This window comes from Dyadobacter sp. UC 10 (assembly GCF_008369915.1).
Taxonomy (GTDB): Bacteria; Bacteroidota; Bacteroidia; order Cytophagales; family Spirosomataceae; genus Dyadobacter.
On sequence record NZ_VSRN01000001.1, the window covers coordinates 2,662,501 to 2,686,783 of the forward strand.

A 24,283-nucleotide genomic window follows, 5' to 3' on the forward strand; every position below is an offset into this window, starting at 1 on the left:
TGCTTCTGAAAACAATATGCCGATATGGGATGTGGTCGCCAATATCGGTAAATATGCCTCCGGACGCACAATTTCGCCTATCGAGCAATTTGCTACGCTGATCAAAAGCTTTAAAATCCAGGTTGAAGAAGGAAAAGATGCGTACGAAATTGCCGCGCACATTGCCAAGGCTTCCGGCATTCTGCGGGAATTGTATGAGGATAAAACGATTGAAGGGCTTTCTCGTTACGAAAACGTCCAGGAGCTGCTGAATGGTATCAAAGAGTTTGTTGACAGTGAAACTACGGAAGACAAATCGCTCAGCGCATTTTTGCAATCCGTGTCGCTGCTAACCAATGCCGACGAGCCGGATGAAAACGAGGACCACGACCGGGTCACGATGATGACTATTCACTCGGCCAAAGGACTGGAATTCAGGAATGTATTTATTGTGGGGTTAGAAGAAGACCTTTTCCCAAGCCAGATGATGCTTGAAAGTCGGCAGGACCTGGAAGAAGAGAGGCGTCTGTTTTATGTTGCTATTACCCGGGCTGAAAAGAAACTGACGTTTTCTTACGCAGAAAGCCGCTACCAGTGGGGGCGCATTAAAATGTGTGAACCGAGCAGGTTTTTACTGGAAGTCGACCAGCGTTTTCTGAATGTATCCAAAATGGTTCAGACTGCGATAGAAAGAGATTCCGGGCCGCCGCCAATTACCAACTTTGCGAGAAATCTTCGCAAACCGGCAGCTCCGGTGGCCACTTCTCCGGCCCCGGCCCACACCCCTTCGTCCGATTTTGTGCCGAGTGACACATTCGATCTTGCGGAAGGTGATAAAGTTGAACACCTGAAATTCGGTTTCGGCCAGGTTACAAAAATGGACGTGAATGGTACAGACCGAAAAGCGACCGTTAAATTTGATCTGGTAGGAGAGAAAACACTGCTGCTGAGTTTTGCGAAGTTAAGGATACTTAAATAAATCACTATCCATAGTTATAGTGGCTTCGCGGCCCGCTTTTATATAACTAATCTTACCCTAAAACTTCACTGATTAAAACAAACATAGTATGTTCATTGAAAAGGATATAACGCAAATAAAGGAAAGAGGTAGTGATATCGGCACTGTGGAAGAGCAGGTTGGATATTTTGTCAATGGTTTCCCGTTTCTTCAGCTGTCCAAGGCAGCCACGGTGGGTGACGGGATTATAAGGCTCACAGATGCAGAAATTTCAGAAGTTATCAGTGAATTTGATAAAAAAGCGGCGGATGGAGAAGTCGCATTGTTGAAATTTGTACCTGCTTCCGGCGCTGCAACGAGGATGTTTAAGTCCCTTTTCAGCTTCTTACAGGAAGGCAAAAAAGATAAGTCGGTAGATGAGTTTTTTGCGAAGCTCCCGGACTTTGCTTTTTACGAAGATTTGAAAGCGTCCTTATTATCAGATGGTTACGATATTATATCTGCTGACGAAACGACGATCGCTTCTTATTTCCTTACTACCAAGGGCCTGGGTTACGGCGAATTACCGAAAGGGTTGCTCAAATTCCATAACTATGCCGATCGTTCAAGAGCTCCATTGGAAGAGCATTTGGTAGAAGGAGCCCGATATGCCAATGCAGGTAGTAATGTGCAAATCCATTTTACCGTGTCGCCGGAGCACCGGGATAAGTTCGAAAAGCTGGTAGTGGAAGTGCTGCCCAGCTACCAGAGCGAATTCGGGGTTAGGTATATTGTTTCGTTTTCAGAACAAAAAAGTGCGACAGATACGATTGCGGTTAACCTGGACAATTCTCCGTTCCGCGAAAAAGACGGATCATTATTGTTCCGCCCGGCAGGTCACGGTGCATTGTTGGAGAATCTGAGCCAGCTCGATGCCGATATTATTTTTATTAAAAACATCGATAATGTTGTCCCTGACCGGATTAAGGCAGATACTATTCAGTACAAAAAAGCACTCGCAGGAATTGTTCTTAAATACCAGAAAAAGACATTTGCATACCTCGAAAAGCTAAATGAAAGCTCTGATTTCAGTATTTTGACGGAACTGGATATGTTTTTCAAAGACGAGCTTTGTGTAATTCCACCTGCTGGGTTCGAATTGTGGGATGATCAAAAACGGAAAGATTATTTTATCCAAAAACTGAATCGCCCATTACGCGCCTGCGGAATGGTGAAAAACCAGGGTGAACCTGGCGGCGGGCCTTTCTGGGCAGAAAATGCAGATGGATCTTCTTCACTGCAAATTGTCGAATCAGCGCAGGTAGACGTAGATAACGCGGGCCAAAACGATATTTTTAAGAATTCGACTCACTTTAACCCGGTTGATCTGGTTTGCGGAGTGAAGAATTACAAAGGAGAATTGTTCGATCTGAAAAAATTCCGTGATCCGCTGACAGGTTTTATTACAGCGAAATCAAAGGACGGGAAAGACCTGAAAGCGCAGGAGTTGCCTGGGTTATGGAATGGATCTATGGCAGATTGGAATACGCTATTCGTGGAAGTTCCGCTAATTACTTTCAATCCCGTCAAAACAGTCAACGATCTGTTGAGAGAGCAGCACCAATAGCAAACAAAATGGTTTTAAAATAAAAAACCGCAGAATATCCTTCTGCGGTTTTTTGTCTAATGTCTGATGAAATCCATCAAGGTATTGGTAGCACTTTGCTTTCTTTAAAAGTAGATAGGATAACCATTGTTTGGGTACTTGCTACTTCCTCTATTTCATTGATCTTTTCAAGCATCAGTTTCTGGTAAGTACTGATATCTTTTGAAATTACCCTCAATAAAAAGTCACCGGTGCCTGTAACGTGGTGACATTCAATTACTTCCGGAATAGCATGAATCTTTTCAACAAACGATTCCGTCACAGCTTTACGGTGCCCAACCAATGATATCTGAACAAAGGTGCTAACACCCAGGCCCACTTTCTCAGGTTCGAGCTGAGCATGATAACTTTTTATGATGCCAGACTGTTCCAGTTTTTTAACACGCTCCAAAGTCGGAGCAGGAGACAGCCCTATTTCTTTCGATAATTGAGCGTTGGTTATTTTTGCGTTCGTTTGTAAGATCTCCAGTACTTTACGGTCTATCTGGTCTAACTTAATAATGGCCGACATTTCTCTTTGACTAAGGTTTTTACGAGGCCCCTTTTTGGGACGCTGCAAAACTAAATAGTTTCCCGAAGATTCTTGTAATTTTATATTGGAAATTTGTCAAAAAAAAGAATTATCGTAGGTCAAAATAGATTTTAGTACTTAAATATTAGGCTCACAAAGATTTAAACGCATTGAAATCGATTAGATCAGACAGCATACGTTTCTATTTTTTGCAGGAAATCCTGGTAAGTATTCCGGATTCCATCCTCTAAATCTATCCGGTGCTTCCAGCCCAGATTGTGGAGTCTGCTCACGTCCATCAGCTTTCTTGGCGTACCGTCGGGCTTATCCGTATTCCAGTTGATTTCACCTTCATAACCTACCGTATCTTTGATCATTTCAGCAAGGGATTTGATCGTTACATCAGCACCGACACCTACATTTACAAAGCCGGGCTCGTTATAATTTTGCATCAGGAAATAACAGGCGTCTGCGAGATCGTCCGCATGTAAAAACTCTCTCAGCGGCGATCCGGTGCCCCAAAGCTCGACAGCAGGCTTGTTTTCTTCCTTAGCCTCGTGGAATTTCCGGATCATAGCCGGCAAAACGTGCGAGTTGTTCAGATCATAGTTATCATTCGGACCGTACAAATTGGTGGGCATTACCGAGATAAAATTGCAACCATATTGGGCGCGGTAAGCTTCGCACATTTTAATGCCCGCGATCTTGGCAATTGCGTAAGGTTCGTTGGTAGGTTCCAGCAAGCCGGTTAATAAAGATTCTTCGCGCAGGGGCTGCGGGGCAAGCTTGGGGTAGATGCAGCTGGATCCGAGAAACATCAGCTTTGTGGCGCCCGAGTGGTAAGCGCTGTCGATTACATTATTCTGAATCAGCAGGTTATCATGCAAAAATTCAGCGCGGTAAATGTTGTTTGCCATAATGCCGCCCACTTTTGCCGCAGCAAGGAAAATATAGGCCGGACGTTCCGTCTCGAAAAAAGATCTTACTGCACGCTGATCGCGGAGATCAAGCTCGGAGGAAGTTTTGAGAACAAGGTTGTTATAGCCTTCGCTGACCAATTTTCTGTGTATGGCAGAACCTACCATTCCTCGATGCCCGGCGATATAAATTTTTGCGCTTTTTTCCACGGTGTTTTTTTTAAATTTGTACGTTGAATATCAATATAGAAAAAATCAATTCGTTACAAAAGTAACAATCTTGACCGTAAGAAAAATCCAATTCTCATGCAAAGAATCGTTCTGATTTGTAGCCTTATTTCGTGCTGTCTGATAGAGGGGGGATATGCTCAGTCCATTCAAAAGGATTCTACGGCACCAGCCTGGCTACCAAAGGAAACTGTAAAAAAAGACAGCGCCAGCAAATCAACGGGACTTAATTCATTTATTTCCGGACTCGATCCAGTCGTAGGAGCCTCATTACCAGGAGATAAAGGTAAGTCGACCAATTTGTCGACACTTTTCGGCGAGACGATTCCTGACCTTGGTTTAAGGGTAAAGGAATACAAGAGCCAAAAGAAAGATCGCAAGGCAAGAAAAGAAAGAGCCAAGCTTGCAAAAGTGCAATATAAAGGTGTTCCAATGCAAAGCATGTCGGTCAAATACGGCAGCGGCGAGCGGGCGACGGTGGAATCATTTCACGTATTAAAAGAATATAAGCCGATCAATCAATACGTTCGTGCTACCGAGACGCGCTGGTACAACAAAAAAGGTAAAAAGCTAAGCTCGGGCGCCGTGCAGAAAAATGACGAGGCGCTACCGCTGCACGGTTCTTATAAAAAATATAGCGGAGAAAACCTGATCGAGGAAGGATTTTACTATATGGGTGTCAAGGACGGGCGCTGGGTGAAATACGACGCCAAGTACAATCTCATTGATAAGACAGTCTGGGACCGCGGTTTTCCGGCCGAGTCACATATCACTTACTATGATTCCGCACATACGCAGGTAAAAGAAGTAATGCCGGTTATGTTTGGTGAAGTGGAGGGAGAATTTCTGCAGTTTTATAAGGAAGGCCAGCTCATGGCAAGCGGAAAATATGATGACGGCAAAAAAATAGGTCGGTGGATTGAATATTATCAGTTTCGCCGGCAACGCAAAAAAGAAATACAATATCCCAAAACGAGCTGGGAAGAAGAGTTTGAACCTTTTGTTTTGAGAGAGTGGGACGACAAGGGCAAGCTGCTTTACGATTATACAAAGGACCCCCGCGCTTCGGCCGAAGAGGAAACCGAAAACTAAATTTATGCTCCAATCTCTCCTTCATTTTGCCAGGGAAAAAACCTGGCTTTTATTATTGTTTTGCATTGCTCCTGTCGTAATTTATATCTGGGTATTTAAAGCTATTGCTCTAAATGTCAACTATATAGCATTCGACGATATCACGATCCTCGGTGTTATCCCACCATTTGGTGAGGCCAGTCTCTACGAGCGCTGGAAGCTGCTCACCGACCTTTTTCCCGAGCATCGGCTCGTGTTTTCCCGCTCAGTTATTCTACTGTTATATGGAATATTTGGCAAGGTCAATCTAGTTTGGCCGATGATCATTGCCAATACCTGCTGGGCCTTGTGCGCATTCGTTTTTTATCGTGCGTTTACCAGGCTGGGCATTTCGCTATGGTATTTTGTACCGGTTATGTGGTTGTGGTTCAATATCCAATCCTTTGAAAATATCTTCTGGGGAGTAAGCTCACTTTGTAACTTCGGTGTGATCCTGTTTTTCCTGTCGGCACTGTATTACGCCGCATTTCATCCCCGTAAAATTGTGATTGCACTTGCATTTGCGCTGGCAGCCACATTTACTTACGGGAATGGGTTAATGGTTTTTCCTGTGATCGGACTGATTTATCTGGTGAGCGGATATCGAAAGCAGTTTTTTATTACGCTATTCACCGCTGCACTCGTTGCGATCGTGTATTTCATCGATTTCACACCAATCACTCAAAACCTCGACATTTCAAATCCCAAGCAGGTGAAAGAAGGTTTTTTCGGCTTTTTTGGATTTATAGGTTCAATTGCGACACTTACTGCCTATAACACGCCTTATTCCATTCTGTATCTGGCTTCGTGTGTTGGAATGCTGTTCATTGCACTGTTGATCTTTTTGTTCAGAAAGGAATTCGTCAAACTGTGGGATCCTGCTTTTTTAAAGGTGCGTTATGAAAACCAAATCGCACTTTTCGCTGCCGGAATTGCCATATTGGTTGGAATCACCGCCCTTGCGCTGACCTACAAGCGCATTCCTACCGATACTTTTGAGGGAATGTATAAAGGAAGGTACCGGATGTATTCAGTGCTTTGGAGCATTGCATTGTATTTCGCATTCCTTTCCCTGACTAAAAAATCTGTCGTGACGAAATTCGCTCCGGGAATTCTGGTACTCACGATCGCATTAAATCTGGTCATTTTACACAGCAATTTTGCAGACGCCGTTAACAACCGCAGGGCTGCAATTACGCAGGAATTTAATGCGCGGTACAATGCAGACTGGCTGGGTCTCAGCATGTTTTCGATGGATCAGCAGCACTACGAGAAAATAAGGTCATACTATAAATCAGCGGATCCGATTGCGGAAGGATGGAATCCGGGAACGAAAGTACTGGATGTGCAGTGCGACAGTTTGCTATCGCCCGAAACCGTTGAGAAAATAGGTAACCACATTGTAATCAGGTTTCCGCAGGATTTTTTCAAAGCAGTAAAAGACTATTCCGATGGTCCCTATATCTTGCTCAAATCTCGTGAGCACGTTTACGCCTCACCACCTTTCCAGTTTGCAGTACCATTAAAAACCACCGCGCGCAGACTCATGTACTTTTCAAAAGGAGCGTATGGAAGCTTTCACGAAGCTACCGTCGAGCCTGGTCTGTATCAGGTTTATTTGCTGGTCCGAAAGGAGGGAAGAAACCGCATCTATTGCACCGGCAGCACCTGGGAGGAGAAATAGTGGCTAAAACTTGTCGTGTACGCCAGTCAATATCCTTTCTACTTCCTTCCTTACTTCGCTGCTGGGTCGGGTAAAATTGTTATTCATAAAGCTGAAAACCAGTATGTTACCTTTTTTTGTAATTAAAAAACCGCTCAGATTAAAGACATTGCTCAGGCTGCCTGTTTTCGCAAAAATGAACGGCGTGCTGTCTTTAAACAAATTTTTCAAAGTCCCGCTTTTACCGCCGGAAGGCAATATCTGAAAAAGCCTTTCCTGAGGCATTTTTAAATAAATCTTCTGTAAAAGTGCTGCAATGCTTCTCGGAGTGAACAGATTATACCTGCTCAAACCCGACCCGTCTTTCCAAATCGGTTTGTCTGGCAGATCCTTCAGATGATGCTCAATGGCATGTGCAATCGCCTTTTCTGTATTCAAAGGCAAACCATTTGCGGAAGCATAAAGCAGCATGAGTTGCTCCGCCAGCATATTATCACTTACCTGCATCATTCTGGAATAGAGCGAATCGGAAGGAATGCTGTTAATCCGCTGCAACTCAATATCCAGCGGAATATTGATCAGTTTGATCTCTTTTTTTAATGTGTCGCTCAGCAGCTGCACGGTCAGCAAATCCGTCATACGCACCGGAATGTCCTGTTCAAGCCCCTGTGGTACAACGAGTTTTGAGTGGTGAAAAACGTTTTGCATTTCTTCCCTTTGAATTCCGGATGCAAGGCTGTCGAAAACCATAGCCTGTTTCCACCGCGCCGGGCTTACCGTGAATTGCTGTGAAGGACCGCCTTTAAAACGCGCAATATTTCCATAAACAGGCATTGCAGTAACCTCCGGCTGGTAGTAATCATTATAGTCGCTCCACGCCCAGCCAGGTCCGAAACGCTTATTTTCGAAATTATATGGAGTAAAAAATATAGGCTCTTTCCGGTTTTTTAAAAAATCAAATACCTTGCTATGAGGCAGGTCCGGGTGCAGAAGAGACGGGTCGCCGGTACCACGTACAATGAGCAACTCGCCCCATTCAAGATATTCGAGGCCCGGAATAGAATCGCCGAGGGCACAAAGGCCTGCATAAAAGCTGAATAGTTTGGTATTGGAAGCAGGTGTGAAATATTTGTTTCCCTGATAGGATCCCAGTTCTTTGTTTTCTTTCAGATCGGAGATAGAAACCCCTGTATGTTGCTGACTTAGAACAGACGAATTCCGGATTTCCTTATTTAAATAACGCGAAACAGAGCAGCCGGATAATGTGAGGATACTGACGAGGAAAAGCAGCGTGCGCATGAAAAAGCTTTAATAATGAATGAAAACAAAGTTAATATTTTCAGTCATTTAAAAAGGGCCGGTTAGCAGCCGGCAAGCGAATTTAAGATAGGGTAATCAATGGCGCTGCCTCTGGCCAATATGTTGTACGTCTTTAATTACCAGCGAGAACTTGCCTTCCAGCGGAATAATGGAATCGGTTTTGGAGTTAAAATCGGGCAGGCAAGTGGAATCGGCCAGAACATACCTTGTGGAATTGGTATCAGTCGTGAGCGAGAGCAGGTGGTATCTTTGTAAATTAGCATGAATGTCGGCATTCTGATATAGCTCGGGGCAAATGCCGATGGTCGACGACCTTTTAACCATCTTTTTCAGTTTTAAAGCATTTGCCGCCATCACGCTGGACTTCGAATCTATCATTTTTGAAGCGGTTAGTATCCAGCAGCCCGCGCACAAGAAAAGGGTAGCAGTGATAAAATGGCTTTTTCTCATTGAAATGATTACTCCGACTTGCTCAGCCAGGATTGAAGCAAAAAACAATGCTACAAAAGGCAGGGCCGGCAGGAGGTAGTGCGGGTACTGCTTAATGCTGACAAGCATTGGAACGATGCCGGAACAGGCGATCAGGAATGTGAACAAGCTTGTTTCTCTGACGGCCCTGGTCATTTTTATTTTTATCTGAAAAAAATAAGCAGCCAGGCGGATGACCAGAACTACTAACAAATGCGGATATACGTTCCTGGCTAACTCGAAAACCAGGATGAAATGCGCGGTCCAGCCGGTGCCGGTTTTTTCTCTTTTCTGTAATAAAGCCTGAACCACCTGGCCCTGGAAGTAAGTTTCAAGGAAGTCGCAGGCAGGCTCGTAGCTGAGGATGGTTAGGAAACCAATAGCGAAAGTGCCGGCCATAAACGCCGTAGCGACAATAGCAGTTTTTACTTTTTTGAATTCGAAGCAAATACAGAAGATGACGGGGATAGCCAGTGGAAAAAGTCCTACCGGGCCCTTGGAAAGGAAGGCTGCCAGAATCGAAATTCCGGCCAAGATCATCCAGAAATAGTTTTTGCCGGCCCGGTTATTTTTGAAAAAAAGTAATTGAAAGTAGCACGATAACAAACAGAAAACGGCCATTGTACTGTCCAGAAAGTTATTCGGAATGCTGTACCAAACCGTTATCATCGCATACCAGCTAAGTACAGGCATCCACGAATACTTTTTCAGATCAGGGGTATTCTCGAATAGCGTTTTCCAGATTGCAGTGATTAGAATTATAGAGAAGATCAGAATCAGCAGGTTATAAATATTCTCAACGGCAGTACTGTCGCCCATAATTCGGAAAAGAAGCGACTGCATGCCGAACTGCAGGGGCGGGTGGCCGGAAAAGAATTCATTATTGTCGTAGGGAAGCCAAAAGGAGTCTGCAAAAACGGGGCGCCAGAAAGATCCGATTCCTATCGACATATTTCTGGCAATGGAAGCGTAGGTCACGCCATCCATAAACATCACATTATCGACAGAACGGGGAAGAAAAGTAATGAGGATGAAACTTAATGTGAAGCCCCACGCGACTATTGTGATGTAGTTGCTGCCAGGCTTTTTCAAAAACATCATAGTAGGTGAAGTTGAGTAAAAATTGCTAATCGCAAACATAATCACATTACCTTGTACCAACATATTTTACACACTGTATATTGCCACAATGATCGATTTACACGCCGTTTTAAAGCGTTTTTGGGGGTATGACACGTTTCGCCCCTTTCAGGAAGAAGCGATAAGGACTATACTGAACGGAATTGATACCCTCGTTTTGCTTCCGACGGGCGGTGGAAAATCTGTTTGCTTTCAGGTACCGGTAATGGTGATGGAAGGTGTTTGTATCGTGGTAACGCCGCTGATCGCACTCATGAAAGATCAGGTGGAACAACTGAAAAAGCGCGGGATTCCGGCAGCCGCTATTCATACCGGCATGGGTAAAAATGAGATAGATATTACCCTCGACAATTGCATTCACGGTACGACCAAATTTCTCTACGTATCACCCGAGCGGCTGCGTACGGACATAATGAAGGTGCGCGTGGCGCAAATGAACGTATGCTTGCTGGCGATCGATGAGGCGCACTGTATTTCTGCCTGGGGTTACGATTTCCGGCCTTCATATCTGCTGATTTCCGAATTTAGAAAACTGATTCCGAGCGTGCCTTTGATCGCGCTGACCGCCACTGCCACCGAGGAAGTGCGGGCGGATATCCTCGATAAACTCGAAATGAAGAACTCGCGGGTCTTCAAGCAATCCTTTGCCCGCGCCAATCTTTCTTATTCCGCTTTTGCAGAAGAAAATAAGGAGGCCAAGATCCTGCAGGTATTGAAGAATGTAGGTGGATCGGCGATCATTTACGTTCGCACCAGAAAAAAAACCAAGGAAATAGCCGACTGGCTGAACAGAAAAGGCATTTCGGCGCATGCTTACCACGCAGGTCTGCCATTTAAGGAACGATCGGAGCGGCAGTCTGCCTGGATTCGTAACCAGGTGAGGACGGTAGTTGCTACGAATGCCTTTGGAATGGGAATCGACAAACCGGATGTGCGCGCGGTAATCCATTTCGATCTGCCCGATAACCTCGAAGCCTATTACCAGGAGGCCGGCCGGGCCGGGCGTGATGAGAAAAAGGCTTACGCAGTGGCACTGTTTAACCAGATAGAGCTGGAAGAACTTTCGCAAAATGTGGAAAGGCGGTACCCGGCAGTGGAAGTACTGAGGAAGGTATACCAGTCGCTTGCCAACTACTACCAGGTACCTGTCGGTGGCGGTGAAATGGCGGGATATAGTTTTGATCTACAAGATTTTACGAGTGTATTCGGGCTGATTGCCAATGAAACGCATTATGCATTGAAACTGCTCGAAGAGGAAGGATTCATTCAATTGAGTGAGAATTTTAATGACCCTTCAAAAATTCATTTCCTGGTAGATAACCGTCAATTGTACGACTTCCAGATACGTTACCGGGAAATGGATTCGTTTATCAAATTGATTTTACGGCTTTACGGTGGCGAGGTATTCACCGAGTATGTCCGGATATCTGAGATGGAGCTCGCGCAAATTTTTTACGCTCCCGAAGCAGAGATTATCAAAAAGCTGAAATTTCTTGCTGAGCGGGAAATTCTGGATTATCAGCCAAGAAAAGACAAGCCGCAACTTACATTTCTTACACCCAGATATGAAGCAGCATTGTTGCCTCTCAATATTTTTGAAATACAGAGAAAGAAAGAAAGAGACCTGAAAAAGGCAGCCGCAGTAGCCCGGTACGCCTCACATTCAAAGATTTGCAGGACACTTTTACTGCTCGAATATTTCAATGAGTTTGATGCCGAGGAATGCGGGATTTGTGATATATGCCTGAAAAAGAAAAAATACGAGGTATCCAGTGATACAGATCTGGCCGGAAATATTATTCAATATCTTAAAAATGAAGGCGCATCGTCACCTGTTGCGCTGAGTCAGGTATTTGATCACGCAGACGAAAACATACTATTGCAGACATTACGGGAGCTAATCGGACAGGAAATATTAGTTTACGATTCATCCGGAAAAATTGACATTACTAACAAATCTCAACATTGAAAAAACCAGCACTTTACTCAGCACTATTATCCGTTTTTATTGCAACAGGCAGCATTGCCCAGCAAATTCCGGGCCTCGACAGAAGTAACTATGGCGGTTTATACCGCGCAACCTACAATCCGTCGGTATTGGGCGGGCCCAAGCATAAATGGCAGATTAACATCGGGACGATCGGAGGAAGTATTAATTACAGGTATTTCAGATTTTTGGGTGAAAATTCCTTATTGTACCCGCTTCTCGCACCGCATTCTACCAAAGAATTATATGGTCGTTCACGGACAATGGGCTCACTGGCATATAAAGATCCGATTTACCTGGCCAGTGAAATCCGCTGGCCGTCGGCGATGATATCGTTGGGCAAATACCAGGGGCTTGCATTATCATTCCGCACAAGAGGTTACGCAATGGCGAACCATTTCCCGGAGGCGATCCGCAACCTCTACTTTCACAGGCTCGATACGGGAAGTACACCGGCGGTAACCAATGAATCATGGGGCGATTTTAGTCTCGTTCAGCAAAGTTTTTCAGACGTAAGCGTTTCCTACGGTGTGCAGCTGCTTGACCTGGAATCACATAAAGTGCGGCTGGGCGGTACGGTCAAGCGTGTGTTTGGTGCGCGTGTTGGCTATTTGATTGGCTCTGTCGAAAACTTTTCAATTCAGCCGCTGGCTACGAATCCGGATGTGAGTGAGTTGACTGTCAATAATTTCGGATATGAAACCGGTTTTAGTACTCCCAATCGCAGCATGTCTTTGGGAAGCTTGTTCAATTCGGATAAATACGGTTCCGGCTGGGGATATGATCTTGGTTTTACTTACGAGCTCGGGTCTTACTGGGGAAAGTCAAAAGAAGTGTTTGACGAAAGCCCTGAATATTTGATCCGTTTGGGCGCGTCGCTCACAGATATTGGCTCGATCCGCTACCGGACAAATGATTCAAAAGTTTCAAAGGGTCGCCAGGAGCAGGCGGTAATTGGTCAGACAGAGCTGGAAACGATCAGTGACAAAGGTACAGAAGGTTTTATGAGCCTGTTTCCTTCCGAGTTGGATACTACCTTCAACAGAAATGTCCGTTTACCGCAGGCTGTACATTTTGAGGCGGACATTCAGTTGGTAAAAGGCTTCTTTCTGAATCTTTCTCAAACAAAGCGATTCAAAGAACGCTCAGGTGAAATCCTGGATATTTATCAGCCGAACGTATTCACGATAACACCCCGTTTTGAAGATGAGGACTCTGATTTCGCTTTCCCTATTTCGTTTATTCAGGGAAATAACCGGCCTTCCATCGGCGCGGTCGGCCATTTTGGACCTATTTTTCTGGGGTTGAGCAGTGTGAACGGACTTTGGAAAAGGGGAGGGGCGAGAGGAAGTATGGTCTATCTGGGATTTAGCGCGTGGAAACTGAACAGGAAAAAAGATAAGGACTGATATGCATAAAACTTTTACAGCGCTTGTTTTGCAACTGCTGCTTTCTGCCACCTTGCTTGCGCAGCATGAACACCATACCGCATCTGAGCATAAGCAAAGTTCGGTAGAGCCGCAGCCGCTCTTATCTCAGGCAATGCGACTCAGGGATGCACTGGCTTTTTCTGGAAATCCACTGGCTGCAAGCGATCTCGAAAAGTTAAAGGATCTGGAAAACAAGCAGTTATCTGCGGAAACTGTAAAAGGAATACAAGCAATATTTGATCCCTATTGTTTGAGTGTGGTTGACATTAATCCGGAAGGCCGGGTAAAGGTGGAGCGGGGCGCGGCAAAAGCGGAATTAATACAAGGCGGCTGGACAAGTTTTCTGGTTCGTGTGAATAATGAGGCCGGCATCACTGCAAAGCTGGAAGTGGAGAGTCCGAATGCAGCAAAGCCATTTCATTCTCCTTCTTTTGAGCACCGGGTCAAGAAAGAACATATGCTCACGCCAGGGCAGGTCGAAAACCGGTTCCTGGAAGTTCAGATGTATACCAACCGACCATTACAGGCAAATTTGACTGGCCTTAAATTAGAATATGCGGTTGTTCAGCTGTATTCAAAAGATGCAGGAAAGCGGGAGGCTGAAATCGCTTACCATACCGGGCAGGGCTCCCAGGATATTGGATTTCGTAATGCAACACATATCCTTTTCGACATAAAACCTGCGGTCACAGTTAACTTAAATATCCGTGACACAGATGGTAGTCCGGCGATGGCCTCCCTGATTATTGCGGATTCAAAAGTGCTCTCTACTGGAAAATTTAAAAAATACTATCCACTTCCATCCCGCCGCGTGGCTGCATTCGACGAGTATCCTGACTTCTTTTTCCAGCCTCAGATTTACCGGAAAGATGGAGAGCACGTACAGCTTCCTGCCGGCACATACAAAATTACATTCAGTAGAGGCCCGGAATATATTCCTCAAACCAAAGAAGTTACCATTCCGCAAGGCGAGTCTAAATTTGAGATTACCCTGGAATTGAAGCGCTGGATCCAGCTCAGCAAACTCGGCTGGTATAGCGCGGATCATCATATTCATGCCGCGGGTTGTAGTCATTACGACAGCCCGACAGAGGGTGTCGACCCGAAAGATATGTTCAGGCAGGCGCTGGGTGAAGATCTCAATATGGCCGCGAACCTCGCCTGGGGACCCAGCTGGTACCATCAGAAAACTTTTTTTACCGGGAAGGATCACCCGCTTTCAGGTAAGGGAAATATCATGCGGAATGACGTGGAGGTTTCTGGTTTCCCTTCGTCCCATGCCGGGCATATTGTTCTGTTGAGGATCAGGGAAGATGACTATCCCAATACCAAGGTAATCGAGGACTGGCCAAGCTGGACAGCACCGGTTTTGTCGTGGGCGAAAGGGCAGGGCGGCGTAGTAGGTTATGCGCATTCAGGCTGGGGATTGGAACCTGTACAGCCGGTTAATAAAATACCTAATTACATTTTGCCCAAAATGGACGGGATAGGCGCAAATGAATACATTGTGACTGTAACCCAAAATCTCGTCGACTTCTATAGTGCTGGAGATACGCCAGCCCCCTGGGAGCTCAATATGTATTATCACACGCTCAACTGCGGTTTCAGGCCCAGGCTGAGTGGCGAAACAGACTTTCCCTGCATTACCGACGCGCGGGTAGGGCAGGCGAGGAGTTACTTCAAGACGGATAAGGCAATGAATTATGACGATTATGCAGAAGCTCTTAAAAATGGCCGGAGCTACGTTTCCGATGGGAAATCGCATATGATTGATTTCGCGGTAAATGGAAAGCTGGCAGGAGTTGGGAATAGTGAAGTGACGCTGAAAAAAGGAGAAGAAATCGCCATAACTGCACAGATAGCGGCTTATTTGCCCGTGCATCAGGATAGTATAGGAGAAGTCATCGCAAAAACACCTCTTGAAGTCAGGCCGTTTTGGGATATTGAAAGGGCTCGCATTCAGAAATCGAGGAACGTTCGCGTAGAGCTGATCGTCAACGGAGTGGTTGTGGATACTACGGAAGTGGCGGCAGACGGAGAAATCAGGAATGTAAAATTTGCACACAAGCTTGAAAAATCAGCCTGGGTAGCATTGCGTATCTTTCCAAGCTCACATTCCAATCCTGTCTTTGTAGAAGTGGACGATAAGCCGATTGCAGAGAAAAAAAGTGCGGAATGGTGCCTGGCGGCGCTGGAACAATGCTGGAAAATGAAGGAACCTAATATTCGAAAAGAGGAAAGGGAGCCCGCGAAAGAAGTTTATGATAAGGCGAGGAAAATCTATAAGAATCTGATAGAAACTGGAAACTAGCAAAAGCCCTAGGTCTTAGCGCGTTTCTTTTTGAACAGACTTCCTATCCTGCCAAACATTCGTTTTTCAAATTCCCAAAAGAACGAAAATTTACCCCAGATCCACCCCCAGATCAATAAAATCACCTGGTATAAAGGCAGGATAATAAGGATATTGACAGTCCAGCGAAGCCAGGAAGGCGAATCTTCAGTCAACCCTATTAATGCAAATAATCCCCTTTTGACGTATAGCACTGAAAAGCCGGTACAGGCAAAAACCAGCAGGATGATCAATACATCCCAGCCGTTTTTGACATTCCAGCGTTGTTTCAGTTTTTCAATCATCGGTTATTCATGTAGAAAGTCCAGGTGGTCGGGCTTGATTTCTTCTTTATCCAAAGACAAAAATTCTTCCCAAAAAGGGTCGCTCGGCACGCCCGCCCGGCATATTAAGGGCTCTTTTTTCACCGGATGCTCAAAATAAAGCCGTCGCGCGTGCAGATTGATATTCCCGTCAGGATTTGCTTTTGGGTAACCATATTTCAAATCTCCCCGGATCGGGCAGTTCATAGAAGCCAGTTGCACGCGAATCTGGTGCGGCCTGCCTGTAACAGGCATTACTTCCAGCAAATGAAATTTATTGACTTCTCCAAGCCAGCGGTATGACAGTTCTGCGCGTTGGGTGTTTGGTGCCTCGTAGTCGTAAGCAGTAGTCACATTGCGGGATTCATCTTTTGAAAGCCAATGCACGAGCTTACCTTTTTTTTCAGCGGGCCTGTTTTTTACAATAGCCCAATAGGTTTTTTGCACATCCCGCTTACGAAATATCTCGTTCATCCGTTCCAATGCCTTGGAGGTCCGGGCGAATACGACAAGCCCGCTGACAGGCCTGTCAAGACGGTGGACTGTACCGAGAAAAACGGCCCCCGGTTTTTGATAGGTATCCTTGATATACTCCTTTCCCATGTCCAAAAGGCATTTATCACCGGTAGCGTCGCCTTGTACCAGGACACCGGGTTCTTTGTTGATGATGAGGAGATGATTGTCCTCATATACCACATGAAGAGATTTTTTAGCCATTTGAATAGTTCTTTACTTTTTAAAAGGTTAATAAGATTCCTGATCGTTAGGGAACGATTTACCTTTTACGTCTTTGATATAATTTGAAATCGCGTCGGTCATGACACCGTTCAGATCGGCGTAGCGGCGCAGAAACCTGGGTTTAAATTCTTTGTTGATACCAAGCAGATCGTGCAGCACCAGTATCTGGCCGTCAGCATGAGGTCCTGCGCCGATTCCGACGGTTGGGATAGATATACTTTCCGATACTTTCTTTGTTAGCTTGGCCGGTATTTTTTCAAGAACCACTGAAAAACAACCTACATCTTCCAGCATTTTTGCATCTTCAATCAGCTTATCGGCCTCCGTTTCCTGCTTGGCGCGAACGGTATAGGTACCAAATTTATAGATAGATTGCGGCGTTAGTCCCAAATGCCCCATAACAGGCACACCGGCACTTAGTATTCTGGTGATCGAATCTTTGATTTCCAGTCCGCCTTCCAGCTTGACTGCATGCGCGCCCGACTCTTTCATAATTCGTATTGCCGAATTCAAAGCTTCTCTCGAATTGCCCTGGTACGAACCGAAAGGCAGGTCGACCACGACCAGCGCTCTTTTTACTGCCCGTACAACCGAAGTAGCATGATAAATCATCTGATCAATGGTGATCGGAAGGGTAGTTTCATGGCCGGCCATTACATTTGAAGCCGAGTCGCCCACAAGTATGAGCTCGACACCAGCGGCATCCACAATACCCGCCATAGAATAATCGTAGGCAGTCAGACAAGAAATCTTCTCGCCCCGGTTTTTCATTTCCTGGATAGTGTGGGTAGTAACGCGTTTAATATCAGGTGTATGGACGGACATGGTGAAGTAATATTTTAGTCATTTGTAATCAGAGTCATTTGTTGTTCAGATATCACGTAAAAGTCAACAAATGACAACCCTTGACTAAAAATGACAACAATTGACTTTTTGTAATAGTGCTACCGAACCAGCATTAACGCCTGATGAGCCAGTTTTCAGGATTAAGACGGGAGGTGTTTTTCCAGATCTGGAACTGGAGTTCAGATGTACCATCGCTGTCCGTGGCCACGCGGCCGATGTTTTCCCTCGCCTTCACTTTCTGTCCCGCGTGAACGGTTACTCCGTTCATTTTGGCATAAATCGTCATGTAGTTTCCATGCTGAATAGCCACCACATTGCCCATTCCCGGCATTTCAGTTACGTCGAGTACCACACCATCGTAGACTGACCGAACGGGTTCACCCGCGGTGGTCTGAATATCGACGCCCAGGTTATCCACCATTACACCTTTCAAAACCGCATGAGGTCTTTGCCCGAAATGTCCTGATACGAAGCCTTTCACAGGCCAGGGTAGGCGGGATTGCGATGCGGTAAATGACGAGGCGAGTGTTGTTTCCTCTTCGCTCATACCACTCGAAATCACCGGCTCTTCCTCTTTGGGGGCTTCTACAATAGCAGCCTCTCCCTTTTTCTCGCGCTCGGCATTCTCGCGGGCAATACGTTCTCTTTCGGCTTTCCGGCGAGCTTCCCGCTCTTCGCGTTCGCGGCGCTCCCGTTCCAGACGTTCCCTTCTTTCCCGTTCTGCTATTCTTCGGATATTAGCTTCCAGGAGATCGGTAGCACGCTTGTTTTCAGCTATTTGCTTACGAAGTTCTGTTTCTTTCTGTGAAAGTTCCTGAATAACCTCGTTCTGTTTTACTTTGAGGCCTTCCAGCTTTGTATTTTCAGATACCCGGGTATCCAAAACAGTTTTTTGCTGATTCTTTTTGGCCGTGATACGCCTGCGTTCATCGGCCAGCTTTTCCTGTAATATCCCGATCTCCTTCGCCTGGCCTTGTCTTGCTTCTGTATATTGCTTTAGATACTTGTACCTCAGTACAAACTGATTGAATGTGCCTGCTGAAAATAAAAATACCAATTGATTAAAATAGACATTCCTTTTAGAAGCCTCGTAGATCATATGCCCGTATTCTTCTTTGAGCACATTTAAACTGCTGTCAAGCGACTGGCGCTTTTTTTCCAAAACCTTCAATTCGCCATTGAGCAGGTCAAGGTCATCAGAAAGCAGGTCAATTTGTTTTTTATAGGTGTTGATTTGCTGGTTAAGCGCCTTTAATTGTCCGAGGTTGACATTCTTCTGGGAAGAAGTTTGTTTCAAAATACCTTGGATCTCCCGGATTTTGCTTTGGTTTTCACTTTTCTCTTTTTCAAGCTGTTCTCTGGTTTTCTGGGCGTACACACCGGATAACGAACAGAGAATGAACGTCAGCATTAAAAGTAAACGACGGCTACCGGGAAGACTAATGAGCATATTTATTGATTCTTGCAGGCAAAATACAAGTCCTGGCTGGCAAATTTAAGCAGACTTTCTGACTTTATTTTTTGCGTTTATAGCTGGAAGGTATACTGAACGGAAATCCCGGGCTCTCAATTTGCATTTCGACCTTGCTATGCCTGATGCGCATATTGGTCTCCCTCACCTGCTGATCTTTCAAGGATTTGACATTCAGATTAATAATGCTGGTAAAGGGGAATAAAAAGCTATTGACATCCTTAAACTCTTCATAGTCAAGCGTAAACGTGTTTTGAGTAGGTACCTCTACTGCTTTCAATCTTGACAATTTCAGTGTGCTTTCACTGATGAAATTATCCACTTCCAGTCTGTCTTTGATCTGTTTCAAAACATAGAATTCATTCATTTTGACAAACCTAGCCTCGGGCTGAGGTTCGAAAGGAAGATTTCCGATAATCATAGCCTGCAATAAATCGAAATTCAGGTCAAAATTGTACTGCTTGCTCAATTGTTCATAGTTGAAAACAAAATAATCGCGGTGGATTTTATCCATGAATACAATAGAATCGCGCGTAATCAATCCCCGCGCTACTTCGAGACCGACCCCGGTAACGGAGAGCCAGATCACGCTATCCTTTTTCATGCGAATATTCACATTGGCATTATCAAAGTTTTGAGATTTGCTGGCCAGTGAAACTTTGGATTTGGCGGTGAGGTAGCTGAATTCTATTTCATTGATCTTAACCGGCTCCACTTTCTCCGGAGTGCCGGCTTTTAGCGAGTCAATGATAGGTGGAATTGTCTGGCTAAGAGTGGAATCGGCGACCGGATTGTTCTTATTTCTTTTAGAAGTACGTTGCTTGTGACAGGCTGAAAACCATATTAAACAAATGGCCAGCAGCCCGGCGGAAAATTTATTGCTCATGTAATGCACCCGTTGCTATTTTTTTGTCAAGAAGTTCGGTGGTCTCTCCCATACTCTTTGCCCTCTTCCATTGTGCCACTGCATTGTCCCTTTCGCCTAATTTGAAAAGAACGTCTCCATAATGCTCAACAATCGTGCCACTTACAGTGGAACTGTCGGTCATTGCTTTTTCCAGAAACTCCTTGGCTTTTTTATAGTCTTTACGAATGTACAGTACCCAGGCATGAGTGTCCAGGTAAGTGGGGTTATTTTGATGTTGCTGAACAAGTTTTTCAGACATTTTGAGTGCCAGGTCCAGCTTTTCTTTACGTAGAGAAAGGAAATAGCTGTAATTGTTGAGCACGTGATCGTTATCCGGATTTGCTTTCAAGGCCTGTTCGTAAGCCGCGTCCGATTTCGCATGATCGCCCAGCCCGTTGTAGGCATCACCGAGTTGTGCATGAATATAAGGCACCAGCTCGGGGTTGTTTGAGATCAGCTTAAGGCTTTCTTCAAGAGAGGAAATTGCTTCCTTAAAATTTTTTTTCATCAAATGGGCTGTGCCGTTCGAGTACCAGAACATTCCCTGATTTGGAAACAATTCAAGGGCTTTTTCCGAATGCACCAGCATGCTATCCACCTGGTTAAGGTCACCATCGAGCTGTAAAATCGCTGCCCAAACCTGGAAAACAGAACCGTCAATGCGGCTTGCCTTGGTGTACATATCCCTTGCCTCAGCCTTTTTATCCTGGCGAACAAGCAAATCGGCGTAAATCACATTGGCGCGCGATTCATTAGGATGCGTGTCGGAAAGCTGCTTGGCCAGCGCAACTGCATCATTGATCTCACCTTCCGATTTCAACATTGTCAGGTATCCAGTCAAAACCCTGATCTTCGGGTCGGCGTCCAGATTTGGATTGGCAAAAACCAGCTTGAGTTCTTCGTTACATTTCTGGACATCTCCGTTGCGACGGTAGATATCCGCCAGCAGAACGTGCGCCTGCGCTTCATCAGGATTGATTTTAAGCGCCTCCTCTAGTGGCGCGACAGCCTCGATGATCCGGTCGTTCGCGATCAGCAGTTCTGCCAGCTCCACCCGATAGCTTACCTCGGCGGGTTCGGCTGCGATCAGCTTTTTAGCTTCTGCCAGTGCTTTGTCCAGGTTATTCTGGCGCAAATAAAGCTGCTGCTTCTGGTGCGTGATTTCCTCTGTAATGCCCATCGATTTTTCCAGGACATTATACGTTTCTATTGCCTTCTCAGGCTGGTCGTTGAAAACGTAAATCGCAGCGAGCTCAATACCATATTGAATGTTTTCAGGATTTTTGGCGACGAGGGTCTCGTATATTTCGGCAGCCTCCGCGTATTTCCTGCGTTTTGCGTAAAGTTCTGCCAGCTGCTGGGCGTAGAAGATATTTTCTTTGCGGAGATCGAAGGCTTTTTTGGCGGGAACGATGGCTTCGTCGAACTTCTCCAGCTTGATCAGTGCCGTGGCGACCAGGTAGTGACTGGCAGGATCCTGACCGTTTTCCTGAACCAGTTTTTCAAAAACAGGCAACGCACGTTCCGGTTCATCCTTCATCATGAATTTCATGCCTTCTGCTGCAAGCGATTCCGTTTCTATACGGAGGGCTACCGTGTCGGTTTTAACAGCATCTTTTTCACGTTCTTTACCGCGGCGCTGGGCAATAGTATCGTGAGCAGCGAAGCAATTCGCCAGCAATATGATCAGAAGGGTCAACTTTAAATATACGGTCTTCATAATTCAATCAGATGCCATCAGTTTCCGAGACGTGACCGGCTATTTCAATGTAAACAACAAAGTTACCAATTTTGTCTGTAGAACTAGTTTCAAAGACTATTCAAATAAGAATACTAACGTCGAAAGCTGCGTATTCTTGTTTCCTTAATTGACTGAATATGTGGATTTGCCAAAGCCAGGAAGGCCCGTTGCGCTAAGTGCTTCAACCCGGATATCCACGGTTGTTGCGGCATCAGAATTGTAATATTGCAAACGGACCTTTCCATTTTTATCAGTTTTTAACATAGGTGCCCAAAAAATCGTAGATCGGTAGTCAGGAGCAACATTCTGGGCCGCATTGGCAGGATAGGCTGGTGAGTAGAACGCTTTCGGTATGTGAAACCCCGCGATTTTTGAAGCCAACACGCCCGGGACAATTTCCTGCGAATAATCGTAATTATCATTTCCCCGTTTTGTCAATATGGATATTACTCCATTCCCTCCGCCCATCCCGAAGATTGCAGCAGACGCTCCCTTCAACACATCGATGGATTCCACGTCATTTACATTCATAGAACTGATAAAGTCTTTATCCACCGGCATTCCATCTAATACAAACTGCGGCTCATTCCGATTTCCCCGGATATATACCGAAGCATTCATTCCCGACCCTACAACTTGGACTCCTGCCACTCTTCCCGCAAGTATGTCCAACACGCTGGTACGCCCGCCGACCAGCTGGGGAGTCATTTTGATGGAAGCGTCGGGCGTGCCGTAAATTTTCCGTGAATCGCGCTGAACTTCTTTTTTTGCCTTAATTGTCACCTCTTGCAATAACCGTTCCCGGCTTTCACGAATTTTTCGCGCAATCTCCTGATCCTGTGCGTTTCTCTTCAAAAATTCGCTCAGCAGCTGGCCGTCGATCGTCAGCGGAAAATAGGGGGTTTTTGCCTGTGAAACTTTCGGCGGGGCGAACGGGAGTACCTTGATTGTGAGGTTCTGATTGTTCTTCTTGTTCATTCCCTGCACCCTTATCCTCAGAGAGTCTTCAAAAATCAGGTTGTAAAGTGTAAAACGGCCCAGCTCGTCTGTCTCAGCTGTCAGGAAGGAATTAAGGCTGTCGTTGCTCAGGTAAACCGATAACGGTGTTTTTTCAACCGGTTTTTTATTGTTTCGCGTCACCTCTCCCGAGAATGTAATGCCTTGTTCCAGAAACCTTTCTGCGGGTTGCAGAGAGTCTTTCAATACTTCATCCCAGCGAAACCGGGTCCAGCCCTGGGTCATCAGCAGGATATCGCGATGGATTTTCCTTTCAGCCTTGGTTTCGTCAAAATAGTAGCTGGGTTGCTCTATAAATCCTTTGATATCAGAAGACAAAAGAAGATACGAAAGAATGTGCTGGTCATTTGTTTGCTGCTGAATCTGACCGGCGTCGGTAACAGCGACAGATAAGTTTGCTTCCAGAGGTTTCCCTGACGTGTCGCTTACCGTTATTTCAATCTCGGATTTTTCACGGGGCCTGAATGTATTCCTGGATGGCGTTATTCCAATCCGGAGTTTGTGGGCATGGTCTATAAAAATCAGCCGCTCTGAAACCGGCTTGTTTTCGCTATTGAAAAGAGTCAAATGGGTGATACCGTCGGGCAGGTCAGTGTTCGGAACAAGCATCATCAAACCTTTGGCCCCTATCTTTCCCCTGGCCACAAAAGCGACGATCCCGCGCGAATGACCAACTACATGCACGGGTAGTTCGCTCTTGCCTGGGATATTTGCATAGGCTATTATTCTGGTTTTCAGTGGATTTGACAGGTTGTCTACAAGCAGTGTGTATCCGTTTTCTTTGACTTCCGGGAATGGGTAGCTTGTTATCGTACCGTTCTGATCGCGCAGGAATGCGGAATATGTAGCGCCTGATTTCGGTGAAAACGGAATTCGGCCCATTCCAAGATGCTCGCTTTTAAAGGAAGCGACCGTGTCCTTATTCTGATCAAGTACGAAACCGCGAATATCCTGTCCCAGACCATTGGTATTCACTGCCTTAAATGCGATTCGGGTGGATGTTCCGGCGATCAGTTCGCCGCCCTCGGGAAAAAATTGCAGGTCGACTTTTCCGGTGCCTGGTGCAGATGCATTGCCTGTTTTGTCGAAGATGAAGATGTCCTTTTGAAAAAAGAAGTCTTCCGAAGAATTGCGCATCCAGTTGGTATATGCTCTGATTAAATAAGCCCCGGGGGGTATTGAATCGGCGAGCACGATTTCACCATTGCCAACACCAGCGTCCATATGCGTGTGCCTGAGTGTCCAGTTCTTGCCTGTACGCTGCTCAATCAGGTCGACGTATAACAAATTACTTGCACTGTCGGCAAAATGCAGGGAGCCTTCGACCAGGTAAGCTTTATACCATAATGTATCTCCCGTCATATAGTAAGGCTTGTCCAAATGCAGATAGGCTTTTTCGACAGGATACATTTGCCTGAACTTCTCAAGTTTGCCCGAAATCAGCTTTGTGAAGTCTTCTTCTGCCAATTTAAATGCGGCCAGAAAAACAACTAACAACAGAATACTTGCTATTTTAATGGACGACTTGCGCATGTAAATATGATTTATATATCGC

General features: G+C 45.5%; 18 protein-coding genes (1 of these 18 cut by a window edge). 7 read left to right on the top strand and 11 right to left on the bottom strand.

Going from position 1 to position 24,283, the window contains the following annotated elements:
* Both FXO21_RS11035 and FXO21_RS11040 read left to right on the top strand, forming a co-directional pair.
* Positions 1–958, top strand: the 3' portion of a protein-coding gene (locus FXO21_RS11035) for an ATP-dependent helicase (protein WP_149640123.1). Its footprint begins 1,334 nt before the window's first position; only the last 958 of its 2,292 coding nucleotides appear in the window; the start codon falls outside the window, past its left edge; it ends in the stop codon at positions 956–958.
* 88 nt (positions 959–1,046) lie between these two features.
* The gene (locus FXO21_RS11040) at positions 1,047–2,543 is read left to right on the top strand and encodes a DUF4301 family protein (protein WP_149640124.1); all 1,497 of its coding nucleotides are present in this window, start codon (positions 1,047–1,049) and stop codon (positions 2,541–2,543) included.
* Positions 2,544–2,619: 76 nt separating this feature from the next.
* Here the strand turns inward: FXO21_RS11040 and FXO21_RS11045 are convergent, their stop codons facing one another.
* Entirely contained in the window at positions 2,620–3,093 is a 474-nt protein-coding gene (locus FXO21_RS11045; protein ID WP_149643457.1) for an Lrp/AsnC family transcriptional regulator, read from the bottom strand.
* Between the two features lie 185 nt (positions 3,094–3,278).
* Positions 3,279–4,220: a GDP-L-fucose synthase family protein gene (locus FXO21_RS11050; protein ID WP_149640125.1), complete on the bottom strand. Its 942-nt coding sequence runs from the start codon at positions 4,218–4,220 to the stop codon at positions 3,279–3,281.
* Positions 4,221–4,316: 96 nt separating this feature from the next.
* Between FXO21_RS11050 and FXO21_RS11055 the strand changes: the two genes are divergently transcribed.
* Positions 4,317–5,330, top strand: a complete 1,014-nt coding sequence (locus FXO21_RS11055) for a toxin-antitoxin system YwqK family antitoxin (protein ID WP_149640126.1) — start codon at positions 4,317–4,319, stop codon at positions 5,328–5,330.
* A gap of 4 nt (positions 5,331–5,334) precedes the next feature.
* Positions 5,335–7,032, top strand: coding sequence for a hypothetical protein (locus FXO21_RS11060; RefSeq protein ID WP_149640127.1), 1,698 nt, complete (start codon positions 5,335–5,337; stop codon positions 7,030–7,032).
* 3 nt (positions 7,033–7,035) lie between these two features.
* On the opposite strand, the gene dacB is transcribed toward FXO21_RS11060, so the two are convergent.
* A complete protein-coding gene (gene dacB / locus FXO21_RS11065; protein ID WP_149640128.1) occupies positions 7,036–8,310 on the bottom strand; it encodes a D-alanyl-D-alanine carboxypeptidase/D-alanyl-D-alanine endopeptidase in 1,275 nt (424 codons plus the stop codon).
* A 96-nt stretch (positions 8,311–8,406) separates the two neighbouring features.
* Positions 8,407–9,900, bottom strand: coding sequence for an ArnT family glycosyltransferase (locus tag FXO21_RS11070; RefSeq protein ID WP_149640129.1), 1,494 nt, complete (start codon positions 9,898–9,900; stop codon positions 8,407–8,409).
* A gap of 88 nt (positions 9,901–9,988) precedes the next feature.
* Between FXO21_RS11070 and FXO21_RS11075 the strand changes: the two genes are divergently transcribed.
* Genes FXO21_RS11075 through FXO21_RS11085 form a run of 3 tightly spaced genes read left to right on the top strand, consistent with a single transcriptional unit; the run spans position 9,989 to position 15,667 of the window.
* Positions 9,989–11,908, top strand: a complete 1,920-nt coding sequence (locus FXO21_RS11075) for a RecQ family ATP-dependent DNA helicase (protein WP_149640130.1) — start codon at positions 9,989–9,991, stop codon at positions 11,906–11,908.
* Positions 11,905–13,335, top strand: a complete 1,431-nt coding sequence (locus tag FXO21_RS11080) for a DUF5723 family protein (RefSeq protein WP_225865649.1) — start codon at positions 11,905–11,907, stop codon at positions 13,333–13,335. The genes FXO21_RS11075 and FXO21_RS11080 overlap by 4 nt, the downstream gene beginning before the upstream one ends.
* Before the next feature lies 1 nt (position 13,336).
* Positions 13,337–15,667, top strand: coding sequence for a CehA/McbA family metallohydrolase (locus FXO21_RS11085; protein ID WP_149640131.1), 2,331 nt, complete (start codon positions 13,337–13,339; stop codon positions 15,665–15,667).
* Between the two features lie 8 nt (positions 15,668–15,675).
* Here FXO21_RS11085 and FXO21_RS11090 read toward each other — a convergent pair whose 3' ends face one another.
* The 7 genes from FXO21_RS11090 to FXO21_RS11120 all read right to left on the bottom strand — a co-directional run bounded on the left by FXO21_RS11090 (position 15,676) and on the right by FXO21_RS11120 (position 24,261).
* Complete coding sequence (locus FXO21_RS11090) at positions 15,676–15,990, bottom strand: DUF6787 family protein (protein WP_149640132.1); 315 nt, start codon at positions 15,988–15,990, stop codon at positions 15,676–15,678.
* A 3-nt stretch (positions 15,991–15,993) separates the two neighbouring features.
* Entirely contained in the window at positions 15,994–16,725 is a 732-nt protein-coding gene (locus FXO21_RS11095) for an RluA family pseudouridine synthase (RefSeq protein ID WP_149640133.1), read from the bottom strand.
* A 27-nt stretch (positions 16,726–16,752) separates the two neighbouring features.
* Positions 16,753–17,571: a 3-methyl-2-oxobutanoate hydroxymethyltransferase gene (panB, locus tag FXO21_RS11100; RefSeq protein WP_149640134.1), complete on the bottom strand. Its 819-nt coding sequence runs from the start codon at positions 17,569–17,571 to the stop codon at positions 16,753–16,755.
* Between the two features lie 133 nt (positions 17,572–17,704).
* Positions 17,705–19,042 (bottom strand): murein hydrolase activator EnvC family protein, encoded by a 1,338-nt coding sequence (locus FXO21_RS11105; RefSeq protein ID WP_225865650.1) that lies wholly within the window; start codon positions 19,040–19,042, stop codon positions 17,705–17,707.
* A 64-nt stretch (positions 19,043–19,106) separates the two neighbouring features.
* Positions 19,107–19,949: a DUF4292 domain-containing protein gene (locus FXO21_RS11110; RefSeq protein WP_149640135.1), complete on the bottom strand. Its 843-nt coding sequence runs from the start codon at positions 19,947–19,949 to the stop codon at positions 19,107–19,109.
* Complete coding sequence (locus FXO21_RS11115) at positions 19,939–21,690, bottom strand: tetratricopeptide repeat protein (RefSeq protein WP_149640136.1); 1,752 nt, start codon at positions 21,688–21,690, stop codon at positions 19,939–19,941. The genes FXO21_RS11110 and FXO21_RS11115 overlap by 11 nt, the downstream gene beginning before the upstream one ends.
* A 144-nt stretch (positions 21,691–21,834) precedes the next feature.
* Positions 21,835–24,261, bottom strand: coding sequence for a TonB-dependent receptor plug domain-containing protein (locus tag FXO21_RS11120; protein WP_149640137.1), 2,427 nt, complete (start codon positions 24,259–24,261; stop codon positions 21,835–21,837).
* Between the last annotated feature and the right edge of the window lie 22 nt (positions 24,262–24,283).